The sequence below is a fragment of the Pseudomonas sp. PvP025 genome (genome assembly GCF_017832155.1).
Taxonomy (GTDB): domain Bacteria; phylum Pseudomonadota; class Gammaproteobacteria; order Pseudomonadales; family Pseudomonadaceae; genus Aquipseudomonas.
Map to the genome: position 1 here is coordinate 519,434 of NZ_JAFIBJ010000001.1, position 25,115 is coordinate 544,548.

The 25,115-nt window shown below is 57.8% G+C and carries 9 protein-coding genes; 3 read left to right on the top strand and 6 right to left on the bottom strand.

The genetic code is table 11. The annotated features are described in order from the left end of the window. Nucleotides 1–105: 105 nt before the first annotated feature. Nucleotides 106–14,148 carry a non-ribosomal peptide synthetase gene (locus JOE32_RS02285; RefSeq protein ID WP_209981032.1) on the top strand — a complete coding sequence of 4,681 codons (14,043 nt, stop codon included), beginning with the start codon at nt 106–108 and terminating at the stop codon, nt 14,146–14,148. Between the two features lie 120 nt (nt 14,149–14,268). Here the strand turns inward: JOE32_RS02285 and JOE32_RS02290 are convergent, their stop codons facing one another. From JOE32_RS02290 to JOE32_RS02315, 6 genes are all read right to left on the bottom strand, one after another. After that, a complete protein-coding gene (locus JOE32_RS02290) occupies nt 14,269–15,093 on the bottom strand; it encodes a cupin-like domain-containing protein (protein WP_209981035.1) in 825 nt (274 codons plus the stop codon). 40 nt (nt 15,094–15,133) lie between these two features. After that, nucleotides 15,134–15,991: a CmcI family methyltransferase gene (locus tag JOE32_RS02295; RefSeq protein WP_209981037.1), complete on the bottom strand. Its 858-nt coding sequence runs from the start codon at nt 15,989–15,991 to the stop codon at nt 15,134–15,136. Between the two features lie 213 nt (nt 15,992–16,204). Continuing rightward, the gene (locus JOE32_RS02300; RefSeq protein WP_093127768.1) at nt 16,205–17,059 is read right to left on the bottom strand and encodes a TauD/TfdA family dioxygenase; all 855 of its coding nucleotides are present in this window, start codon (nt 17,057–17,059) and stop codon (nt 16,205–16,207) included. Nucleotides 17,060–17,296: 237 nt separating this feature from the next. Then, nucleotides 17,297–19,288 (bottom strand): ABC transporter permease, encoded by a 1,992-nt coding sequence (locus tag JOE32_RS02305; protein WP_209981039.1) that lies wholly within the window; start codon nt 19,286–19,288, stop codon nt 17,297–17,299. Further along, on the bottom strand, nt 19,285–20,475 hold the full coding sequence (locus JOE32_RS02310; RefSeq protein WP_209981041.1) for an efflux RND transporter periplasmic adaptor subunit: 1,191 nt from the start codon (nt 20,473–20,475) through the stop codon (nt 19,285–19,287). Before JOE32_RS02310 ends, JOE32_RS02305 begins: the two co-directional genes overlap by 4 nt. Nucleotides 20,476–21,849: 1,374 nt before the next feature. Continuing rightward, nucleotides 21,850–22,728, bottom strand: a complete 879-nt coding sequence (locus JOE32_RS02315; RefSeq protein WP_209981043.1) for a LysR family transcriptional regulator — start codon at nt 22,726–22,728, stop codon at nt 21,850–21,852. 158 nt (nt 22,729–22,886) lie between these two features. On the opposite strand from JOE32_RS02315, the gene JOE32_RS02320 reads away from it, so the two are divergent. Beyond that, complete coding sequence (locus tag JOE32_RS02320; RefSeq protein ID WP_209981045.1) at nt 22,887–23,924, top strand: amino acid ABC transporter substrate-binding protein; 1,038 nt, start codon at nt 22,887–22,889, stop codon at nt 23,922–23,924. A 35-nt stretch (nt 23,925–23,959) separates the two neighbouring features. After that, entirely contained in the window at nt 23,960–25,114 is a 1,155-nt protein-coding gene (locus tag JOE32_RS02325; RefSeq protein WP_209981047.1) for an ABC transporter permease subunit, read from the top strand. The last annotated feature ends 1 nt before the right edge of the window (nt 25,115 follow it).

Sequence of the window (25,115 nt, forward strand, 5' to 3'; positions counted from 1 at the left end):
TTTTTGCGGGGTGTTGCAAACCTGCCGATTCAAAACATCCTGTCGGGACCCACATAAACAGCCAGTGGACTTGGCAAGCACATCGCAAGGTGTGATGTCTGGCGTATGAAATACAGTGCTCAGATCCGGAGGATCTTAGGGCAATGCGTAACCGAACGCTACTGTGTTCAAGTTTTCAATTCCCCTCTGCCCACGCCTGTTTCGTGCGACGCAAGTCCAATTGCAGGCTGGGGACGCAGAATTCAAATCCCAACGCAGGATAACGGGCCAAGCCCTAGAGAGCGTACCGCTCCCGAGATTCATTGTGTTACGATTTCGATGATTAAGCCTGCCTGGGCTCGGCGTTTTGGATTGCTTATGCGCGACCAGCCCCAAGGTTATCCCCAAAGGAATGGACGCGCGATTCGCCCGCTGGGCTATCTGCGTATTACTCATGGATTGGAGTTTTTCACTGTGCAAGCTGACGTTTCGTCTATTCCGCAAGATCCCTTGATCGAAATTCTGCAGACATTGGATCGCTCCGGTATTCGACTTAGCGTGGGTGCCCAGGGTCAACTCAGTGTCAAGGCGCCGAAAGGGGTCTTGACCGCCGCCTTCAAGCAGCTGATTGCCGATAACAAACCCGCGATTGTCGAACGCCTGCGCAACACCGGCGCACTGCTACCGCTGCCTGCTGAACAGCGCGCGCTGCCGTCGCTGCTGTCCTTTGGCCAACAGCGGTTATGGTTTCTCGATCGCTACGAACCGGGAAGCGCACGCTACACGATTTCGACAGCCGTTCGCCTGCGCGGGGGGGCGATTGATATTGATCTGCTGCAGGCTGCAATCGACGCGTTACTCGCGCGTCACGATGTGTTGCGCACTGTTTTTATTGAAGTGGACGGAGAGCCCAGGCAGTGCGTGCAGCCGACTTCAGTGTGCCCGATCGCTTTTCTGGACCTGGGGCCATCAAGCCCTGCAGAACAGCGGGACCGTATCGATGCGCTCATGCAGGAAGAGGCAGTCAAGCCCTTCGACCTGACTCAAGGCTCATTGCTGCGCATAAGCTTGGTGCGTTTGACGTCGACCGAGCATGTTTTATTAATAAATTTGCATCACATCGTCGCCGACGATTGGTCGATGACGGTATTGATTCAGGAAGTAGTGGACTTTTACACCAAGGGGTTGACCGGAGTGGAGTCCGAGCCTCCCGCGTTGGCTCTGCAGTATCTCGACTATGCGGTCTGGCAGCGTCAACGGGCCCAGGGTGGATTACGAGGGGAGCAGTTGGCGTACTGGCGGGGGCAGCTTGCGGGGGCTCCTGAGGTGTTGGACTTGCCTGCGGATCGACCTCGGCCTGCGGTCCAGACCTACCGTGGGGCGAGTTTAGGCTTGCGCTTGGACAGGCGCACAGTCACACGGCTCAAAGCGCTTGGCCAGGCACAGGGTGCAACGCTTTTCATGGTGTTGCAGGCAGCATTCTGCGTGCTGTTGCACCGCTACAGCGGGCAAAGGGACCTGTGCATAGGGGTCCCCACCGCAGGTCGTAGCCGGCTTGAGCTGGAACCATTGATCGGCTTTTTTGTGAACACTCTGGTATTGCGCGCGCAGGTCCAGCCCTTATCCGGTTTCAACCAGTTACTTGAGCAGGTGAAGGCTTCGGCCTTGCAAGCCTACGCCAATCAGGATGTGCCCTTCGAGCAAGTGGTCAGCGAGCTCAAACTGACGAGAAGTTTGAGCCACACACCTTTGTTTCAAGTCATGATGGTAATGCAGAATGCCCCGCGCGGCGGGATTGAAATACCAGGGTTGCGCGTTGAACCCCTGGATGTTCCTGTCCATGTCAGTAAATTTGACCTCACCTGCACCTTCATGGAGGACGGTCACGAGGGCCACCTGTTGGGTGGCATGGAATATAACTCTGATCTGTTCGACGAAGTGACTATTGCCCGTTACATACGGCACTTTCAGGCACTGCTGCAGGACATTTGTGAGCGTCCGCTCGCGCCGATCCATACGTTGCGGATGCTCTCGCCCGATGATATGCAGCAGATGCTGTGTCAATGGAATGACACGCAAAGCCAGGAGGTTGAGCCTGCACTTTTGCACCGTCAGTTCGAACGACAAGCGCAAATCACGCCTGACGCCTGCGCGGCAATCTATGAAGATCATTCGCTGACCTATCAAGAACTTGAAACACGCTCCCGCCAGTTGGCGGGAGCGCTCATTGAGCAAGGCGTAGGCGCTGGCCATTGCGTGGCGGTGTTGCTCGATCGCGGCCTGGATATCTTCGTTGCGTTGTTCGGAATACTTCGTGCAGGGGCGGCCTATGTACCGCTGGACCCTAGCCATCCTGCCGAACGGCTGACATTCATGCTCGCGGACTGCTGCGCGGGCATTGTGCTAAGCGACAGGCGGAATGTAGAGGGGCTTGACCTGCCGCTCCATTGCCGAGTGCTTGAGTCGCGCTCATTGTTCGGGCCCGATGTGCCGCTGCCGTCGTCCCGGGAGTTGCCAACGGTCGCAGGCAATGACCTCGCCTACGTCATCTATACGTCCGGTTCCACCGGCGTGCCGAAAGGTGTGATGGTGGAGCATCGCAATGTGGTCAACCTTCTTCAGGCGATGCAGCGGCGTATCCCAATAGATGGTACTGACGCGTTTTTATCGGTGACCACGCTGTCCTTTGATATCGCCGCGCTCGAGCTTTTCTTGCCATTGGTTCACGGTGCCTGTGTCGTGCTCGCATCGAGACGGGTTGCGTCTGACCCTCAACTGTTGGCGAGCGCTATAGATGCCCATGCAGTTACCTTGATGCAAGCGACGCCTTCGACTTGGCGAATGTTGGCAGAGCAAGGCTGGCCTTCACGCAAGATACGCGTGCTGTCGGGGGGCGAGCCTTTGCCTGCGGGGCTTCGGCACAAACTGCATGCTTACGCAGGATCATTCTGGAATTTGTATGGCCCGACCGAGACCACCATATGGTCGACGAGTCACTGTTTTGAGGGCATTGGCGCAAGCGATGTCACGATTGGCAAGCCTGTCGATAATACTCAGGTCTACGTGCTCGGCGCTGCTGGCGAGTTGTTGCCTGTCGGGGGCGTAGGGGAAATCTACATCGGCGGAGCCGGCGTCAGTCGTGGTTACCTGAACCGTCCTTCTCTGACGGCCCAGCGATTTGTGCCTGATCCATTTGGCACCGAGCCAGGGGCGCGATTGTATCGAACAGGTGATCTGGGGCGTTGGCGAGCCGACGGCAGCCTTGAGTACTCGGGGCGCAGCGATTTTCAAGTGAAGGTGCGCGGCACGCGTATTGAACTTGGCGAAATCGAGTCGAAACTGGTGCTGCATGAGCAGGTCAGCCAGTCCGTTGTGGACGCACGCCCTGATGCGGCCGGGAACCAACAGCTTGTCGCTTATGTGGTGCCCCAAGGCGAGGCGCAGGACGAATTGGTCCCCGTGCTGCGTGCGTATCTGCGGGCAGTGTTGCCCGAGCATATGTTGCCCAGTGTGTTGGTGTTCCTGAAGACCTTACCCTTGACCGTAAACGGGAAAGTCGACCGCAAGGCGTTGCCTGTTCCCGAACGTGTTGTACACGCCACGGCACAAGAGCAGGCCCCGCGCTCGGAGCAGGAGCATGTGCTGGTGGAGGTCTGGCAGAGTGTGTTGGGCCTTGAGAAGGTCGGTCGCAATGATCATTTCTTTGAGCTTGGCGGCCATTCCCTACTGGCGGTATCGATGGTTGCCAGGCTGCGAAAGTATGGCTTCGCGCTGGACGTCCATTCGATCTTCGCCCTTCCGCGATTGGCGGACATGGCCGTCGCTTTGCGGGAGGCATGCCAGACGGTCGTACCCCCGAATACGATCACGCCTGACACCACCTCGATCACGGCACAGATGCTGCCTTTGGCTTCTCTGACCCAGGCCGACATCGACCTGCTGGTGCAGCGTGTTCCAGGCGGCGTCGCAAATATTCAAGATATTTACGCGCTGTCGCCCATGCAGGACGGCATCCTGTTCCATCATTTGTTGGCGCAGCAGGGTGATCCGTACCTGATGGCCTACGAGATTGCATTTACAGACCGCTCATTGCTTGATCGCTACCTTGAGGGTGTCGAGCAGGTTATCGCCCGTCACGATATCTTGCGCACCTCTTTTTTTTGGCGTGACCTCTCCACGCCGGTTCAGGTCGTTTGGCGCCAAGCACCTCTGCGAATCGTTTATCCGCAGCTCGATGAGCGGCACGGGCCTGTGCTTGACCAGCTTCGTAAACGTTACGATCCGCACCTGCATAGCATTGATATCGGCGAAGCGGGTCTGTTGCGTGCGAGCGTTGCAGCAGATCCTCAGGCGAATAGATGGTTGCTCCATCTGCGCCTGCATCATCTGGTTGGAGACCATTTGACGCTGCACATGCTCAATGATGAGGTCGTTTCCCTACTGGCGGACAAAGATTCCACGTTACCGCCAGTCCGACGGTTCCGTGATTTTGTGGCGCAAACCTTCCTGGAGCCTAACCCCGGAAGATATGAACGATTTTTCCGTGAGCATCTGTCCCAAGTACGTGAACCGAGTTTGCCGTTCGGGGTCGCGCACGTGGACCCTGCTCATACTCAGGAGCACCGTCAGCTAGTGCCTTCGGCGCTTCTACAGCAATTGGACGCTCATGCCCGGCGTCTCGGCGTTAACCTGGGCAGCCTGTGCCACCTTGCCTGGGGGCTGGTAGTCGCTCGTACCAGCGCTTGCCGGCACGTGGTGTTTGGCACCGTGCTGCTAGGTCGTGCGTCTTCCCTGGAGTTTGCCGAGCAGGCCATGGGGCTATTGATCAACACGTTGCCTCTTTACTTGGGGTTAAAGGACCTGTCGGTCGACAATGCTGTGCTCAATACCCATGCCGGTCTGACGGCGCTGCTGCGTCACGAACACGCACCGTTGGCGCTGGCTCAGCGCTGTAGCCGCATCTGCGCACCTGCGCCGTTGTTCAGTGCATTGCTCAACTACCGGCGTAGCACTCAGTCGAGCGCGCTCAGTGATTCGCTCCCTATGGGTATGCAGTGGTTGGGCGGGCAGGTGGGGGCGACTTATCCCTTCTGCTTGACTGTCGAAGACCAGAGTGACGCGATGGAGTTGATTGCACATGTTGCGGCGCCAATTCCAGCGAAGCGGATATGTGAGTACATGCTCCAGGCAATGCATGGCTTGGCCAGTGCGATGGAACAGGGCCGGCCAGTGATGATCGACAGCCTCGACATCCTGCGCTCTGAGGAGCGCCGGCAAGTCTTGCAGGGTTGGAACGACACCGCACACCCTGCACCTGCCGGGGATCTGGTGCAGTTGTTCGAGGCCCAGGTGGCACGCACGCCGACGGCTCAGGCGCTCTGTCATGGCGAGCTTCAACTCAGCTATGCCGAGCTTAATGCCCGCGCCAATGCCGTGGCCCATGCCTTGCTGGCCGAAGGCATCGGTGCACAGGACGTGGTGGCCTTGGCCATGCCCCGCTCGGTGGAACTGGTGGTGGGGATTTGGGCCGTGCTCAAGACCGGTGCGGCTTATCTGCCCCTGGACCTCAACCACCCTGTGGAGCGCTTGAGCGCCATCCTTCAGGATGTGCGCCCGCGCCGAGGGCTGTGCCTGGCGTCGGCCCTGGAGCACCTGCCGGCCTTGCTGCCTTGGCAGCCGCTGGACGGCGCGTTTGCCGCTGACTGGTTGGAAGGCCATGGCGTGCAGGATCCGCTGTGTCAGCGCCAAGGCGAGCAACTGGCGTATGTGGTGCACACATCGGGTTCGACCGGGCAACCTAAAGGCGTGATGGTGACCCACACGGCCATTACCAACAAGATCGAGGGCCTGGGGCGTGAGCTGGATATAGTCGCTGGCGATCGCATGAGCCTGCTCAGTGGTCCGTCCTTTGATGCGTTAATCGCACAGATGAGTGCTCCCATGATCAGGGGGGCCTGTGTGGTGGTGATCGATGACAGCGTCCGTGACGACCCAGGTTTGTTATGGGCGTACGTGCGGGCTAAGGGCATCAACATTTTGAGTGGCGTTCCCTCTTACTTGGCTCATGCATTGCAGAGTGGCGACGAAAAACCGCAGGTGCGGCATGTCCTTTTGGGCGGCGAAGCCGTATCGACGCAACTGTGTCGGGATATCCGCCAGGCCCTGGGGGCCGAGCGTATCACCAACCTGTATGGGCCAACCGAGGCAACCTGTGATGCCACTGGGTACCGGGTGGTATGGGACGAGTTGGACACGTTGAATTACCTGCCGATTGGCATGCCGTCTGCCAACTACCAGGTATATGTTCTGGATGAGCGGCTTGAGCCGGTGCCGGCAGGCGTGGCCGGTGAGATTTACCTGGCCGGCATGGGCTTGGCGCGGGGCTATCTGGGGCAGGGTGGTTTGACGGCGCAAAGCTTTATCCCCAACCCCCATGGTCCGGCGGGTAGCCGCATGTATCGCACCGGGGATTTGGGGCAGTGGCGTGACGACGGATGCTTGCTGTATCGCGGTCGTGCCGACCAGCAGATGAAAATCAACGGCGTGCGTATGGAGCCCGGGGAGATCGAGGCGACATTAGTGGGGCATGCTGCGGTTGCACAAGCAGCGGTAGTGCTGCGCGAGGCTTCGCGCCTGGTTGGGTATGTGGTGTTGCATGAAGGCCAATCTGTAGAAGTCGACGTCTTGCGCCACTATCTGCTGCAACGCCTGCCGGCGTACATGGTGCCGAGTGCCTTGATCGTGCTCGAGTCACTGCCGCGTACCGCCAATGACAAGCTGGACCTGCGCGCGCTGCCGGAACCGTCGGAGCGCAAGCAAGAGAGCCGTGCTCCGCGCAACGAGCAGGAAGCAAGGCTGTGCCGTTTGTTTGCCGAGGTGCTGGGGGTCGACAGCGTGGGCATCGACGACAGTTTCTTCGAGCTGGGCGGGCACTCGTTGTTGGCCATGCGCCTGGTCAACGCTGTGCGCGAAGAGCTGGGTGTGGACTTGGCGATCCGCAGCCTGTTTGAAGCGCCCACGGTGGCGCAATTGGTGGGTGAACTCATAGGCCTCGACGCGCCACGTCCCCCCTTGATCGCCTTGCCACGCCCGGCGTTGCTGCCGTTGTCGTTTGCTCAGCAGCGGCTGTGGTTCCTGGCCCAGTTGGAGGGCGATGCGTCGACCTACACCGTACCGATTGCCTTACGCTTGCACGGTGATTTGAATTCGCAAGCGTTGCAGGCAGCGCTGGCTGACCTGGCGATACGGCATGAAAGTCTACGCACTTGTTTCCACGTGCAGGCCGGTGAGCCCTGGCAGGTGATTGCGCCCCAGGCGCAGGTGGATTTTGCCGAGTCCGATATCGATGCTGCCGAGTTGGAAAGCGTACTGCTTACCGAGGTCGAGCGGCCTTTTGCACTGGACTGTTCGCCGCCATGGCGAGCCCGGCTGTTGCGTCTGGCGCCCGATGAGCAGGTCTTGCTGCTGGTGCTGCACCACATTGTCACCGATGGCGCTTCACAGTGGCCTTTGCTCAATGACCTGGGCCAAGCCTATCAGGCCCGTTGCACTGGGGCTGCCCCAGGGTGGCCAGTCCTGTCTATCCAGTACGCGGACTACAGTGTCTGGCAGCGTCGCTGGCTGGGCGAGCTCGATGATGAGCAGAGTGCGCTTGCTCATCAGCTGGCCTATTGGCGCCACGCCCTGCAAGACCTGCCGGTGCAGATTGCGCTGCCGACAGACCGGCCACGTCCTGCGGTGGCCAGCCCCGATGGCGGGGTGGCGAGGTTCCAGGTCTCGAGGGCATTGCACCAGCGCCTGCAAGCGTTGGCCAACGCGCGGCGAGCGACGTTGTTCATGGTGTTGCAGGCTGCTTTTGCAGGCTTGTTGAGCCGCCTGGGTGCGGGGCACGATATCCCGATTGGCAGCCCGATTGCTGGTCGGGTGGACGAAAGTCTGGACCCGTTGGTGGGCTTCTTCGTTAACACCCTGGTGTTGCGTACCGATACCCGTGGCAATCCGGATTTCCTGACCTTGATCGACCGGGTGCGATCCAGCGATCTGGAAGCCTATTCGAACCAGGACTTCCCTTTTGAGCGCTTGGTCGAGGCCCTCAACCCTGTGCGTTCGTTGGCGCACCACGCCTTGTTCCAGGTGTCGATGACCCTGGAGGCCAGTCAAGGCCCGCGGCTTGAGCAGTTGGCGTTTCCGGGCTTGACGGTGAGCCCGTTGGGGGTGAGTGCCAACAAGGTCAAGTTCGACCTGTCGCTGATGTTCAGCGAGGAAGCGAATTTGAACGGCATGCACGGTGCCCTGGAGTACCGTTCGGATCTATTCGACCCGGCCACGGCCGAGGCCTTGGCCGAGCGCCTGGTGATCTTTCTGGAGGCGGCAACCCAGTCACCCGAGGCGCCGCTGGGCGAGCTGGATATTTTGCATCCAGAGGAGCGCCGGCAAGTCTTGCAGGGTTGGAACGACACCGCACACCCTGCACCTGCCGGGGATCTGGTGCAGTTGTTCGAGGCCCAGGTGGCACGCACGCCGACGGCTCAGGCGCTTTGTCATGGCGAGCTTCAACTCAGCTATGCCGAGCTTAATGCCCGCGCCAATGCCGTGGCCCATGCCTTGCTGGCCGAAGGCATCGGTGCACAGGACGTGGTGGCCTTGGCCATGCCCCGCTCGGTGGAACTGGTGGTGGGGATTTGGGCCGTGCTCAAGACCGGTGCGGCTTATCTGCCCCTGGACCTCAACCACCCTGTGGAGCGCTTGAGCGCCATCCTTCAGGATGTGCGCCCGCGCCGAGGGCTGTGCCTGGCGTCGGCCCTGGAGCACCTGCCGGCCTTGCTGCCTTGGCAGCCGCTGGACGGCGCGTTTGCCGCTGACTGGCTGGAAGGCCATGGCGTGGAGGATCCCCTGTGTCAGCGCCAAGGCGAGCAACTGGCGTATGTGGTGCACACATCGGGTTCGACCGGGCAACCTAAAGGCGTGATGGTGACCTACGCGGCCATTGCCAACAAAATCGATACTCGAGCCCGTGACCTGGGAATAGCAGAAAACGACCGTGTGAGCTTGCTCAGCGGCCCGTCCTTCGATGCACTGATCGAGCAAGTGAGTATGCCCCTGATCATGGGCGCTTGCTTGGTAGTGATCGATGATGAGGTGAGGGATCATCTGCAGCGTTTCTGGGAGTACCTGCGAGCCCAGAATGTCAGTGTTTTATATTGTGTACCGTCCTATCTGGCGCACGCACTGCAGAGCGGTTCCGCCAAGTCGCAGGTACGACACGTCATACTTGGAGGCGAAGCACTCTCGGCAGAGCTATGCCGCAATACCCAGCAAGCGCTGAAGGCTGAGCGCATCACCAACTTGTATGGGCCGACCGAGGCGACAGTTGACGCCACTGGGTATCGCGTGGTGTGGGACGAGTTGGACACGTTGAATTACCTGCCGATTGGTATGCCATCTGCCAACTACCAGGTATATGTTCTGGATGAGCGGCTTGAGCCGGTGCCGGCAGGCGTGGCCGGTGAGATTTACCTGGCCGGCATGGGCTTGGCGCGGGGCTATCTGGGGCAGGGTGGTTTGACGGCGCAAAGCTTTATCCCCAACCCCCATGGTCCGGCGGGTAGCCGCATGTATCGCACCGGGGATTTGGGGCAGTGGCGTGACGACGGATGCTTGCTGTATCGCGGTCGTGCCGACCAGCAGATGAAAATCAACGGCGTGCGTATGGAGCCCGGGGAGATCGAGGCGACATTAGTGGGGCATGCTGCGGTTGCACAAGCAGCGGTAGTGCTGCGCGAGGCTTCGCGCCTGGTTGGGTATGTGGTGTTGCATGAAGGCCAATCTGTAGAAGTCGACGTCTTGCGCCACTACCTGCTGCAACGCCTGCCGGCGTACATGGTGCCGAGTGCCTTGATCGTGCTCGAGTCACTGCCGCGTACCGCCAATGACAAGCTGGACCTGCGCGCGCTGCCGGAACCGTCGGAGCGCAAGCAAGAGAGCCGTGCTCCGCGCAACGAGCAGGAAGCAAGGCTGTGCCGTTTGTTTGCCGAGGTGCTGGGGGTCGACAGCGTGGGCATCGACGACAGTTTCTTCGAGCTGGGCGGGCACTCGTTGTTGGCCATGCGCCTGGTCAACGCTGTGCGCGAAGAGCTGGGTGTGGATCTGGCGATCCGCAGCCTGTTTGAAGCGCCCACGGTGGCGCAATTGGTGGGTGAACTCATAGGCCTCGACGCAACACGTCCCCCCTTGATCGCCTTGCCACGCCCGGCGTTGCTGCCGTTGTCGTTTGCTCAGCAGCGGCTGTGGTTCCTGGCCCAGTTGGAGGGCGATGCGTCAACCTACACCGTACCGATTGCCTTACGCTTGCACGGTGATTTGAATTCGCAAGCGTTGCAGGCAGCGCTGGCTGACCTGGCGATACGGCATGAAAGTCTACGCACTTGTTTCCACGTGCAGGCCGGTGAGCCCTGGCAGGTGATTGCGCCCCAGGCGCAGGTGGATTTTGCCGAGTCCGATATCGATGCTGCCGAGTTGGAAAGCGTACTGCTTACCGAGGTCGAGCGGCCTTTTGCACTGGACTGTTCGCCGCCATGGCGAGCCCGGCTGTTGCGTCTGGCGCCCGATGAGCAGGTCTTGCTGCTGGTGCTGCACCACATTGTCACCGATGGCGCTTCACAGTGGCCTTTGCTCAATGACCTGGGCCAAGCCTATCAGGCCCGTTGCACTGGGGCTGCCCCAGGGTGGCCAGTCCTGTCTATCCAGTACGCGGACTACAGTGTCTGGCAGCGTCGCTGGCTGGGCGAGCTCGATGATGAGCAGAGTGCGCTTGCTCATCAGCTGGCCTATTGGCGCCACGCCCTGCAAGACCTGCCGGTGCAGATTGCGCTGCCGACAGACCGGCCACGTCCTGCGGTGGCCAGCCCCGATGGCGGGGTGGCGAGGTTCCAGGTCTCGAGGGCATTGCACCAGCGCCTGCAAGCGTTGGCCAACGCGCGGCGAGCGACGTTGTTCATGGTGTTGCAGGCTGCTTTTGCAGGCTTGTTGAGCCGCCTGGGTGCGGGGCACGATATCCCGATTGGCAGCCCGATTGCTGGTCGGGTGGACGAAAGTCTGGACCCGTTGGTGGGCTTCTTCGTTAACACCCTGGTGTTGCGTACCGATACCCGTGGCAATCCGGATTTCCTGACCTTGATCGACCGGGTGCGATCCAGCGATCTGGAAGCCTATTCGAACCAGGACTTCCCTTTTGAGCGCTTGGTCGAGGCCCTCAACCCTGTGCGTTCGTTGGCGCACCACGCCTTGTTCCAGGTGTCGATGACCCTGGAGGCCAGTCAAGGCCCGCGGCTTGAGCAGTTGGCGTTTCCGGGCTTGACGGTGAGCCCGTTGGGGGTGAGTGCCAACAAGGTCAAGTTCGACCTGTCGCTGATGTTCAGCGAGGAAGCGAATTTGAACGGCATGCACGGTGCCCTGGAGTACCGTTCGGATCTATTCGACCCGGCCACGGCCGAGGCCTTGGCCGAGCGCCTGGTGATCTTTCTGGAGGCGGCAACCCAGTCACCCGAGGCGCCGCTGGGCGAGCTGGATATTTTGCATCCAGAGGAGCGCCGGCAAGTCTTGCAGGGTTGGAACGACACCGCACACCCTGCACCTGCCGGGGATCTGGTGCAGTTGTTCGAGGCCCAGGTGGCACGCACGCCGACGGCTCAGGCGCTTTGTCATGGCGAGCTTCAACTCAGCTATGCCGAGCTTAATGCCCGCGCCAATGCCGTGGCCCATGCCTTGCTGGCCGAAGGCATCGGTGCACAGGACGTGGTGGCCTTGGCCATGCCCCGCTCGGTGGAACTGGTGGTGGGGATTTGGGCCGTGCTCAAGACCGGTGCGGCTTATCTGCCCCTGGACCTCAACCACCCTGTGGAGCGCTTGAGCGCCATCCTTCAGGATGTGCGCCCGCGCCGAGGGCTGTGCCTGGCGTCGGCCCTGGAGCACCTGCCGGCCTTGCTGCCTTGGCAGCCGCTGGACGGCGCGTTTGCCGCTGACTGGCTGGAAGGCCATGGCGTGCAGGATCCCCTGTGTCAGCGCCAAGGCGAGCAACTGGCGTATGTGGTGCACACATCGGGTTCGACCGGGCAACCTAAAGGCGTGATGGTGACCTACGCGGCCATTACCAACAAGATCGAGGGCCTGGGGCGTGAGCTGGATATAGTCGCTGGCGATCGCATGAGCCTGCTCAGTGGTCCGTCCTTTGATGCGTTAATCGCACAGATGAGTGCTCCCATGATCAGGGGGGCCTGTGTGGTGGTGATCGATGACAGCGTCCGTGACGACCCAGGTTTGTTATGGGCGTACGTGCGGGCTAAGGGCATCAACATTTTGAGTGGCGTTCCCTCTTACTTGGCTCATGCATTGCAGAGTGGCGACGAAAAACCGCAGGTGCGGCATGTCCTTTTGGGCGGCGAAGCCGTATCGACGCAACTGTGTCGGGATATCCGCCAGGCCCTGGGGGCCGAGCGTATCACCAACCTGTATGGGCCAACCGAGGCAACCTGTGATGCCACTGGGTACCGGGTGGTATGGGACGAGTTGGACACGTTGAATTACCTGCCGATTGGTATGCCATCTGCCAACTACCAGGTATATGTTCTGGATGAGCGGCTTGAGCCGGTGCCGGCAGGCGTGGCCGGTGAGATTTACCTGGCCGGCATGGGCTTGGCGCGGGGCTATCTGGGGCAGGGTGGTTTGACGGCGCAAAGCTTTATCCCCAACCCCCATGGTCCGGCGGGTAGCCGCATGTATCGCACCGGGGATTTGGGGCAGTGGCGTGACGACGGATGCTTGCTGTATCGCGGTCGTGCCGACCAGCAGATGAAAATCAACGGCGTGCGTATGGAGCCCGGGGAGATCGAGGCGACATTAGTGGGGCATGCTGCGGTTGCACAAGCAGCGGTAGTGCTGCGCGAGGCTTCGCGCCTGGTTGGGTATGTGGTGTTGCATGAAGGCCAATCTGTAGAAGTCGACGTCTTGCGCCACTATCTGCTGCAACGCCTGCCGGCGTACATGGTGCCGAGTGCCTTGATCGTGCTCGAGTCACTGCCGCGTACCGCCAATGACAAGCTGGACCTGCGCGCGCTGCCGGAACCGTCGGAGCGCAAGCAAGAGAGCCGTGCTCCGCGCAACGAGCAGGAAGCAAGGCTGTGCCGTTTGTTTGCCGAGGTGCTGGGGGTCGACAGCGTGGGCATCGACGACAGTTTCTTCGAGCTGGGCGGGCACTCGTTGTTGGCCATGCGCCTGGTCAACGCTGTGCGCGAAGAGCTGGGTGTGGACTTGGCGATCCGCAGCCTGTTTGAAGCGCCCACCGTGGCGCAACTGGCGGAGCAATTGAAAGGGCCGCAAGCATCCTCGCTTTCAATGTTGCTGCCTCTACGCACCCAAACGGGTTCACCCACGATGTTCTGCATGCACCCTGGGCGTGGACTCTGCTGGCCCTATTCTCAGCTTATCAGGCATCTACCGGGTGTATCTTTGTACGGGCTCCAAGCGCGCGGTATAGAGCATGACGAAGCGCCTGCGGCAACGCTTAAGGAAATGATTCAAGAGTATGTAGACTGCATACTGAACGTTCAGCCAGCAGGTCCTTATCATCTGATCGGCTGGTCTTTCGGCGGTAGGATTGCCTTTGAGGTCGCGTGTACGTTATCTGAGTTAGGGCATGAAGTCGGCGAGGTGATTTTGCTCGACGCTCGGGTGCCTGTAAAAGGGCTGAATAATAAAACGATCACCGAAAAGTTGGTGTTCGAGGCAATACTCTCTGAACTTGATTCACCTGTGTGTAGTGAGGGGGCTGTCACTGAGAGTCTGAGCGCTTTTCATGCCTACTTGCATTCGCAGAACAGTCCTTTAGGCATGCTGGATGTCGAAGTATTCAAAAGAGTGGTCAAGACAAGTATTAATAATACGTTGTTGGGGCAGGAGCCGATCGAGCGTAAGTACTCTGGAAAGATTACCTACTTCAGTGCGCGACGCAGTACGCGATACGGAGAAACGCAAAGTGAACAGTGGCGCCACTATGTAACGGATCCGATCCAGAATGTCATTCTGGACTGTTTGCACGACAGCATAGTGCAGGAGCCTGCCGTTCGGGACGTAGGGGAGTACGTTGTGACGAAAATCGCTTTGGACGTCGTGTAAACATAGGGATAGCCGGGGCATCCATAGGGCAGATCATGGATGCTCTGGTTGTTGGCAGAATGATCCTATCCTGCTGTGAGTGTCTGTCAGGTGTGTAAGTGTAGATCCTGGCGGGCGAGATCAATTACTGGCCGTTATTATTATCGGTTCGTCCGGGGTCCAGCGGTTGACTGATAAAGAAAAGTCCAATGCCTTGACATGATGAAACCAGCCTGCAGGTAGATACAGCAAGTCGCCAGGCTCTAAAATGCACTCTACGGCCTCCTCTGACCGAGCCAAGGGGTAGAGGTCGTAATTCGGGTACTCGGGATCGAACGAGGAGATAAACAAAGTTGAATGAACCTCCTCAATATAGAGGTTAGGTCTTGCAGAGTGTGGATAGAGTAAAAAACGCTTACGCCCCCAGATCTGGGCAAATAAATTATCTTCGAAATCACAGTGCAGACGGGTAACGGTTCCAGAGGGGCCTAGCCATACCCGGGGCGTATGCCAGTTTTCAAAATACGGCGGCCAATCACACATGGAACTGATTGGCAGCGAGTGATCGCCGATGTAAGGGGGGGGCGTTGGACCCGCCTGCTCGATCAAGTCCAAGTAATCGAGCAAAGTCATTTCATTACTCGTCACGCCTTCCGTGGGCAGTGGCATAACGTAGTCGCCCATTCTAGGGAAAACTTTCAACGCACCGAAACTATGGCGCAGGTCATCACGTTTATATGAATTGATAGACCAGTCACCGACGACACCTTCAATGATCAAAGGAAGGCCCTGCAGTGCGGTTTCATGAAAATTGACCGAGTCTGAGCTTATCCGTTGTACCGCTTTCAACGCTGCCAACGACCTTGAAGCCTGCGCTACCCGATCTCTGCGAATAGCAAGAGCGTGCGTGTCGCCAGATATGGCTGACTGAAATAGACTCGACGGGTGAGTATCGTTTTTTTCCATGGGCTACCTACGACACAGGGTTTAAAAAGAAGCGCGACTACTAAGGGGTCTTCTCATCAATGCCGTCGATAGTGGGCTTGAAGGCAAGAATCTGATCAGAGCTGCAAGTTGCGTTGTATCCGAAATAATCAGTGAAAAATGTATCCACCCAGTACTGCCCAGGATGCATTAAGAGATGCTTGCCAATATCCGACTCTGCGTTTTCATCTTCTATAATAAAATAATCGCCTGGCTGCATGAACTTGGAAAAGTACTCCAGAATACCCTGGATGTTGACGTGGGAATCCTCAACGATCAACCAGGGATGGGGGGCTTGAAGTAACAGTTCGGCAGGGAATGCTATCTCGGGTGACCGCGAATCCCCCTGTATGAATGTAATGCGTTCATGTTTAAGGCTGGGCGGAGTCAGGTCCACAGAGTAAACGTGGCAATCGATGTCGAAAGAAGCGGTTAGATCAGCGAGCCAGCATGCGCTACCACCGGCCTCACTCCCGAATTCAAATATTGTTGCCGGTTTTATCTTGTTCAGCATCAAAGGGTACAGCGCGAAATCGTAGACACCCTTAAGCAATGGGATGCCTTTCCATCGATTCGCGTCGCTGACACCCTGCGAAAAAACCTGCATGCCGCCGCCCAGTACCGTGCCTGCCAAGGTTCTTCGTGCAAAGAAGTCCACAAAACGGCCCATACTTCTAAGTTCAATGATCCGATTCAGCGCCAGTTCAGCGTAGATCGCAGTTTCGCCCATGAGGCCAAGACGTTCAGTCTTTGCGTCGAGAATAGCGAGTGCGTAATCAGAGAAAAAAGTGGCGGCTGCGCCAAAGCGTTGATTGCGTTCCAGGTCTTCCCGCCACGCTGAGATGATATCTTTGCGTTGGCTATCATCGGGCGTTTTCAAGCCAGGGTATACAACGCAAAGGTGGAAAGCGGGGTGACCCTGAACGTGGGCGTGCTGCGAGGCTTTACATGCATTGCAAAAGTCTTGATGGCAGTCCAGGCAATGGTATCGATCAGCCGTGACGGGAATGTCCGAATCACACAGATTGCATGTCGTTTTTGCGAATGCCACGGGGCTACTGGTAAGTGCATCGTATGTGCGCATCTGAATGCCTTAGAAGTTCGCCAATGACATAAAAGTGTAATGTGTTCTTTTAACGTCTTGAAATGCACGCCGACCGTGCACATACCGGGTGTTATCAATCAGCAGGATGTCGCCTGACTGCCAAGTGACCGCGCGTATTAAGGCTGTATGCACGGCATGTATTTCCTCAATGACATCACTGGGGATTGGGGAGCCGTCTTCTAAGGTCACGACGTGATCATAGGGGCCGCATAAACTATTGACGAATGCCGTTTGTTCACTCCATTTTGGCTGCGTGGCAGCGGGCGCTATATATTCCCTGATCAACGTGTCTTGATCGTCAAAACGAACAATCGAGCCTTTTAGCCTCAACTGGCCTACATGCATGCGGGCGTCGAGAAACCCATCCGGCGTCAGCCATGCTTCACGGGGCAAGCTGTCTGAATACTTAACTCGCTTGGACAGGAACAGCTTGCGGGTATTCTCTGAGAGCGCTTGCCACACCGCGATGCCATCCGCGTAGGTTGTTTCTCCTTCACCGTCTGCTGGAGTGGCGCAATAAAACCAGAGTAGCTCTGGGCGCGAAGCAAGCGCTCCGTTTTCCTGATGAAGATCTTGTTCAGCGCCGTCCCGAGCGATCAACTGGACACCACTGCCCACGGCAGTTCCTGATTTTGCTTCTCCAGGGCTGATAATGATCTGACTGGAAAACTGAGAGGCGAAGCGCTCAAAGGACTGCGGGGTAACTTCAAACCCACGAAAAAGAATAAGTCCGGCACGCTTGAACTCTTCCTCGATATCAGCTCGATTCAACTCAAAGAGGTCGCGGCTGGTGCTGCTGTTCCATACCTTGGCGATGTGGCAAGGGAGATAAGACAAGTCCATTTCTCTACTCAAAAATAATTGGCGCGCCTGTTGGGAACCTAGCGAATTCAACGTCAATAAGCTGCAGCCAGCATAGCGCACGAATCAGGCAAGCCTCAACCGTGAACAGCCGCCGAGCCAGTTTTGCGCTTGCAGCAACGCCGCGTTGCCACGCTTGCGCGAAAATGCGCCTTGGATTTATAAGGCGTGAAACTCAAGGCGCAACCAGGGGGTGCAGCATTGCATATCATGCTGTTCCTAGTTCATGACCAACGCTTGGGCGGGATTGAGCAGGGCTGCCTTGCGTGCAGGCATGAAGCCAAATATCAGACCGGTTAATACAGAGCAGGCCAGTGCACCTGCGCAAGCGATCATGGATATGTCAACAGGTATCGCGATCATATCCAGCGTATTGACCGCCAGTACGCCTATTACCACACCCGTGATGCCTCCGATGGTCGTTACCATGATTGCTTCGATCAAAAATTGAAATTGGATATCACGTTGGCGCGCTCCCGTGGCCATTCGCATACCGATCTCTCGAATGCGTTCCCGGATGTTCATCAGCATCACGTTCATAACCCCAATTCCGCCAACGATCAGCGACACGGCGGCAACGAGGCCCAGCATTCGAGTCATCGATTGTGATGAGGTCTCTTGTGCCTGAACCGTTTCGATCGGGTTCCACACTTGGATATCATCCGTTCGCCGCTCTCTCGTCAGCACGGCCTTGATAGCTTCGATGGTTTCGCTGGTCTTATTGATGTCGATAACCTGCACTGCGATATAGGAAGGGTATGGATGACCAAATAGACGCGCGGCCGCAGCTCTGTAAGGAACCGTTACCCGGTTGTCCTGATCGACACCCCCGCTTGGTCCCTTGGCGGAAAACACCCCCACGACCAGAAATGGCACCTTATCAATCAAGATCGTTTGGCCTATGGGGGAGGAGCCGTCGGCGAATAGCGCATTTTTTACAGTCTGGCCGATGATCGCTATCTTTTCCGTGCCTGCGTAGTCCTGAGCACTGAACATCGAGCCCTCGGATGCGCTCCAGTTGAGCACCGCAGGGCAGTCAATGGTAGCGCCGCCGCCATAGGTTTCCTGGTCGACACTTCCGCGACGAGCTACCACGCTATGCTGGCTGTAGGGGGCTACAGCTTGTACGTTCGGCAGGGTGCGAATCGTTTTTGCATCTTCAAGGGTGAGTGGGGCGCTCTGTGATCGCGTGCTGTCGTTTTTTGGAAACACAAACATGGTTTTGACACCCAGAGTGTCAAATTGGGCCATGACTTGCCGTTGTGATCCGCTTCCGATAGCAAGCATGATTATCACTGATGCAACGCCGATGATGATGCCCAGCAACGTCAGTCCGGTTCTTATGCGGTTCAGGTGCATTGATCGCCAGGCAGTCCTGGCCAGTTCGATCAGTGGCACGCGAGTGCGTCGAGTCTGGTATGCCGTACGCCTTTTTGGCGATGGTTGTTCGGCAGAGGATTTTTCAGGGCACGCCAGCGTGGCGTTGTCGCCAACGATTTCTCCGTCGCTGATCTCAATGATGCGATGAGCCTGAGCGGCAATGTGCCGATCGTGAGTGACCAGAATTATGCTGTGCCCAGCAGCCGACAATTCGTGAAGCATGGCGATGACTTCGGCGCCACTTGTGCTATCGAGTGCCCCCGTGGGCTCGTCGGCAAGAATGATTTGCCCCCCGTTCATCAAGGCCCGGGCAATTGCGACGCGTTGCTGTTGGCCACCAGACAACTGATGAGGCTTGTGTTCAAGGCGGTCCCCCATACCCAACCTTCCCAGCAACTCTTCAGCGCGTGCGCGGCGTTCGTCGGGTGGCTGCCCGGTGTATAGCCCCGGAACCTCTACATTCTCCCTGGCTGTTTCGGTTGAAAGGAGATGATAGCCTTGGAAAACAAAGCCAAAAGCACTGCTGCGCAGTGATGCCTTAGCGTCGGCATCCAGGTCAGCCATGTCTTTGCCGTTAAAGAGATAGGTGCCTGAACTTGGGTTGTCGAGCAGGCCGATGATATTCATCAGGGTCGACTTGCCCGACCCTGAAGCGCCTACGATGGCAACGAATTCCCCCGCGTGTAGCTTGAGATTGATGCCTCGCAAGACGTCTGAGCTTGCAGAGAAGTCCCCTTGGGCATTGGGCGGAGCCTTATAGGTCTTGTGGATATTACGCAGCTCTATAAGAGCGGTATCGCCATTGAAGGTTGCTGTGCAGTGCGCCTTCATCCTTTTGGATTCGCAACGTTGTCATCGTTTTGCAGTAACACGTCATCCAGCTTCAGGCCCTCGAGAATCTGCGCTGTATAACGATTGCGAGCACCAATGCGCACTTGACGAACTTCTGTAGTGCCGTCGTCATGTTTGACTCGAGCAGTGAACACATCTTGACTGGCGCCGACCGGAGTCAGTGCGGAGAAGGGGGCTGCAAGGGTGTCTTGAGCCTGTTCTTGAATGAAGGCGACTTGGGCAGTCATCTGTGGCATGAGTGCCGAATCCGCGTTGTCGACATCGAACAAAGCCGTGTAGACGACAACTTTACTGTTGCCGGATGCCGGGCTCTTTCCGGCGCCGATGCTCGTCTGGGTGGGCGGGGCGGGCAGAACTTGACGCACCTTGCCATCCCATCGCCTTTGGTCGTCGCCGAGGGTCGTGAAATAGGCGCGCATTCCAGGCTTTACCTTGCCGACATCCGCTTCCGAGACTTCGGTCCACACCGTCATCGTTGTCAGGTCGGCTATGCGTAAAATGTCGGGAGTTTGATAGGTCGCATTCAGCGTCTGTCCTTCACGCGCATCGACGGATACAACGGTTCCCGTGATCGGCGCATAGATTCGTGTATAGCCCAACCTCGCCTCGTCTGCGTTCAAGGTCGCCAGGGTCTGGGCGATTTGAGCCTTGAGTTGCTCTATACGCGCACCCGTGGAGGTCAGTGTGGCTTGGGCGCTTTGCAGGTCATCGAGGCTGGTAGCGCCGTCAATGACCAGAGAGTGCAGGCGGGCGTATCGCTGGGTGGCAAGTTTGTGTTGGGCGGACTGGTCAACTAATTGGGCCTTTAGCGCTCTGAGGGATGCTCGGCCGGCATCCACCGCAGCCTTTTGTACGCTTGGATCAATTTCAACCAGAAGCTTACCCTTGGCAATCAGGTCACCTGGTTGCGCATGCAGATGCAGAATCTGCCCGGAAACTTGAGCCCCGACATCAACGTAACGCTTGGGCTGGAGGTTTCCAAGCGCCGTGACAGTGGTCTCGATATTTGCGCGCGTCACCACGACTGAGGACGGTGCGGGAGGAGCGGCTTGCGTCTGTCTCCACAGTGCGCTGCCGACGATGGCCAAGACCACCAAAACAACACATAGACCGGAGAATTTGTGTCGCCAAAGCAGAGAGAGAAAAGGAGGCTTCAATAAAGGCATTATGACTGACTACCGTGTCGACTTCGCTGAAAAATCCAATTGCCTTCCTAGCTTCAAATCTGTCCAAGAAAAGCGAATGATAACTTTTCGAAGTATACGCACAAATCGATGGTCGACACCAGAAGCTAACCCTGGCCTCGAGATTTGTAATGGGCTTGCTGCGCCCTCGAACCGGTTCCATTAACGATGGACAAGGTAGCGGCCGCCCCATCACGCAAATCCCGTCCTTGCGCGTTCGCCCAACAAAATCGATATGCATATTTAGCAATTGTTGGTTCCTCGGTGGGAGAGCGAGCAACACTTTTGAGGCTTCCTAGGATTAGGATCAGTGGCACTGAGGTGGGTCTCATAGAGCGGCACACATTCAAGAGTCCTGCTTTACCGCAGGAGCTCCCGAATACCGGTACCAAGTCTGACTGGTAAGGCTGGATGAACTCTAGCGCTGCAACGACCTCGGACGTCGAGTGGTAAGAGTTGGGAGGCGGCTGTTGGTCCGTCTTTTCCGGATGGAATTACTAGTCTGTTGATCCTGTGAAAATGACACTGCCAGCTTGATGATCGTTCGTCCATTGGCTTTGGGTAGAATCCAATAGCCTTGCTTAGAATTACCCCTTTTTTCGCTCTTGAAACACCCCAAAAACAAGTCCAGAATTGAGTCTTTTCCTGCTTCGGCAAGAAAAGAAACCCCTTAGATTTCAATGGGTCGGACACCAGATGCGAGTCTCGTTTCCCGCTCCAAGATTCAAAAAAAAAGCCACTCAGATGAGTGGCTTTTTTTTTGCCTGATGTCTGTACACATGTTGACAGGCTACTTTCGGTTAAAGCGGACGCTGAGGGCGCACGGCAGCATGTCTCCGAGATCGCAGTCTGCGCCCGTGGCAATCAGTAGCGTTTTCCCGGAGTACGAAAAGCCGAAAGTTCTTACATCGCGCTCGATTGCCAGCTTTTGAAAAGTCGAGGGCTGAATGTAATCCGCGCATAACTGTTAAAGGCGTTATGCGTTAACGCGGCAACGTGACCTCTTCTCAATCGACATTCCTCTGCGAATTGCAGAGAAGGTCATTGGTGGATACGCTAAAGAGGGAATCGGTTTTAGAGTCGCGCATTTTTTGCGCTTAAGTGCAGAAATACTGACCCTCAGATTGAAGTCGCCCAGACTTGGGCTCTGCATTTTCACGTACCGCCCTCCCTGCTGACCTCCTTCATCGAGACCCATCTGAGTTCAACCATTCACACTCGTTGCTGATGCGTATCCGTCCGGTCAAGTCACCTACCGAATTCCAGCATTAAGGGCGATGATGTCCACGTATTTTAAGCGGACGCAATCGCCTTTATCGCCAAGCTTTTAATGGCCAACGAAGCCCTTATCCGCAATCAAGCACCCGCCAGACGCGCCCATAACGCTTGCGCCTGCGTGTTACGGTTACCCAGCCAGCGCACCAGTATGACTTCGAGATGATCAGGCTCCATTTGCGGGTACAGCCTGACCAGCTCGCCCTGTTCAATCATCCCTGCGACCATGGTGTGGGGCATGCAAGCGACACCGTGGCCGTTGGCGACCATGGATTTGAGCGCCTCGGACACCGTCGCTTCGAATACCCGTTGCAGGCGTTCGGGTTGAGGGTGGCGACTGACCTGGGTGCGCGAGAGTTCGTGCAATTGGGCGCTGCGCGAATAGGTCAGCCACGGGATCGGGCCATCTGACTGAGTGCAATGCTCAGCCAGTTGTGGCGTTGCAACCCAGTAAAGCTCGTCGTGGCCCAGCGACAGTGTTTCGAACTCCTCACGCTGGGCGTAAGCCTGCGATTCAGCTTCCCGATAAAACAGGATGAAGTCGCAGCGGCCGGACAGCAGTGCCATGTAGTAATCATCTGTGCTGCGGTAGCTGGTGTCGATGCGGGTAAACACCTGTTCGCCTGGCGGCATTGCGTGACTGATCCAGTCTGGAAAGAAATTGCAGGCCAGGGTGTGCAGCGATGCGAAGCTCAACGGGCAGTCGAGGATCTTCACGCTCTGCTCACAGTCGCGCGCCAGACGTACCAGTTCCAGGGCGTTCGGCAGCAAGGCCTGGCCGGCGACCGTCAAGCGGATGGGGTTCTTGCTGCGGTCGATCAGGACGGCGCCCAGGCGCGTTTCCAGCAATTGGATGCGTCGACTCAAGGCGGATTGCGATGAGCCACGCATGCTCGCAGCGGCGGTAAATTTTCCCGTGTCTGCCAATGCGAGGAAATCCTCATACCACTCAATATCCATAGTTATTCCATTAGTCGATAGGCTGAACGGGAAAGTGAATCAATCGGCGCTAACGTTACCTTTCGATGGCTGGTTATTGTATTGACGAACCCAAGCCTGCAAAGACCCTTTGGGTGCATCGTCGATCATAAGAACAACTACCGCTCTGGGGCAATGTTATGCATAAAGTGAATGGTCTGAACGCGTTGCTCAAGACGTGCTCGCTGGCGTTGATCCTGTTCGGCGCCTGCACGGCACAGGCAGGTGTGCTGGAAAACGTAAAAGCGCACGGTAGCCTGCGTTGTGGCGTCGCCAGCGACAAGCCGGGGTTTTCGATCATCGATAACCAGGGCCGATGGACCGGCATGGATGCTGACCTTTGCCGAGGCATCGCGGCTGCAGTGCTGGGCGATGCGAACAAGGTGGAGTTCATTGCCACCACCGGCAAAAACCGTTTCACCGCGCTGGCTTCTGGCGAAATTGACGTGCTGTCGCGTTCCACTTCATGGACGGCGGACCGCGTGGCGAGCCTGGGCGTCGACTTTACGGCGATCTGGTTCTATGACGGGCAAGGCTTCATGACGCACGCCGAGGACAAGATCGCCAAGCTCACCGACCTGGCAGGCGCGACCTTTTGCCTGTCGCCAGGCACCACCTCTGAGCAGAACCTTGCAGACTATTTCGGCAAGCGCGGCCTGACCTTCCGCACGGTGGTCATTGAGAAGAGCCCTGAACTGTTCGCCGCCTTCCAGAAGGGCCGGTGCAATGCCATCACCAACGACATGTCCGGCCTGGCGGCGCGCCGCGCGTTGTTCAACAAACCTGACGATTACCCGCTGCTGACTGAGGTCATTTCCAAGGAACCGCTGGGGGCCTACGTCGCGCAGGGCGATGCCGTGTGGCGCAACATCGTGACCTGGACCGCCTATGCGTTGATCACGGCCGAAGAGCTGGGCGTGGACTCCGACAACGTCGATAAACTGCACGCGGACAAAACCGCGTCAGCCGATGTCGCGCGTTTGTTGGGCACCGATGGCAACGTCGGCAAGGCGTTCAGCCTGGACAGCGATTGGGCGTACCGGGCGATCAAACAGGTCGGCAACTACGCGCAGATTTATGACCGTAACCTCGGTCCACAAACCGGTTTGAACTTCCCCCGTGAAATGAACCGCCTCTGGAAAGACGGCGGGTTGTTGTATGCGCCGCCGATCCGCTGAGTGGCCAACTTCAATCAACGAAACGGGATGTCGTCATGCTGACCCAACGTTTTAACCGTGCACGCCTGCTGAGTGCGCTGCAGCAGGGGCTCGTGCTGCTGCTGGTGGTGCTGGTGTTTTATGGCCTGGCACACAACGCAAGCCTCAACCTCAAAGCCCTGAACATTGCGTCCGGTTTCGGCTTTCTGACGGACCGGGCAGGCTACGACATCAGTTTCCAGCTGATCGACTACACGCCCTCCGACAGCTACGGGCGGGCGTATCTCGTTGGCCTGCTCAATACCTTGCTGGTGTCAGTCATCAGTATCGTGCTGGCAACGCTGATCGGTGTGCTGCTGGGCGTTGGCCGGGTTTCGGAAAACTGGCTGGTCAATCGCCTGTGCGGGATGAGTATCGAGTTTCTGCGCAACGTCCCGTTGGTGGTGCATCTGATCTGGTGGTACGGATTGATGCTCGCACTGCCCAGCGTCCGCCAGGCTTTCTCGCTGGCAGACGTGTTTTTCCTGAGCAACGCGGGCCTGCAGGTGCCGTGGCCGCAGCAGGGCGCAGCCGTCGGCTGGGGCCTGGTGTTAATGGGCGTGGGCGCACTGTCCGCCATCGTCGCCTTCAAGTGCCGTGATGCCCGTGCCCGCTGGCGTGGTTTTACGCCACGCCGCTGGCCCTGGGTGCTGGCGTGCGCGTTATTGCTGCCGCTGCTGGTGTACGCGGCCAGCGGTACTGCGTTGCACTGGGACGTGCCGACCCGCCAGGGCTTCGGGTTTCACGGCGGTGCCACCCTGGTGCCGGAGTTGCTGGCGCTGTGGCTGGCGCTTTCTTTCTACAGCGCCAGTTACATCGCTGAAACGGTGCGTGCCGCCATCCAGGCGGTGCACCGAGGCCAGTACGAAGCAGCGAAGGCGCTGGGCTTTGTGCGAGGCACCGCCATGCGTCAGCTGATTGCACCGCAAGCGCTTTACGCCATGGTCCCGCAAATAACCAACACCTACATGAACATCGTCAAGAACTCATCGCTTGGCGTTGTGGTTGGGTTCATGGAACTGGTGTCGTCGACTGGCGGCACCACGTTGAACCAGACGGGGCAGGCTATCGAATGCATTGTGCTGGTGATGGCGACCTATTGCGTGATCTGCCTGGTGATTTCTCTGGCGATGAACGTTTACAACTATCGCATCGGCAAGCGGGGGCACTGAG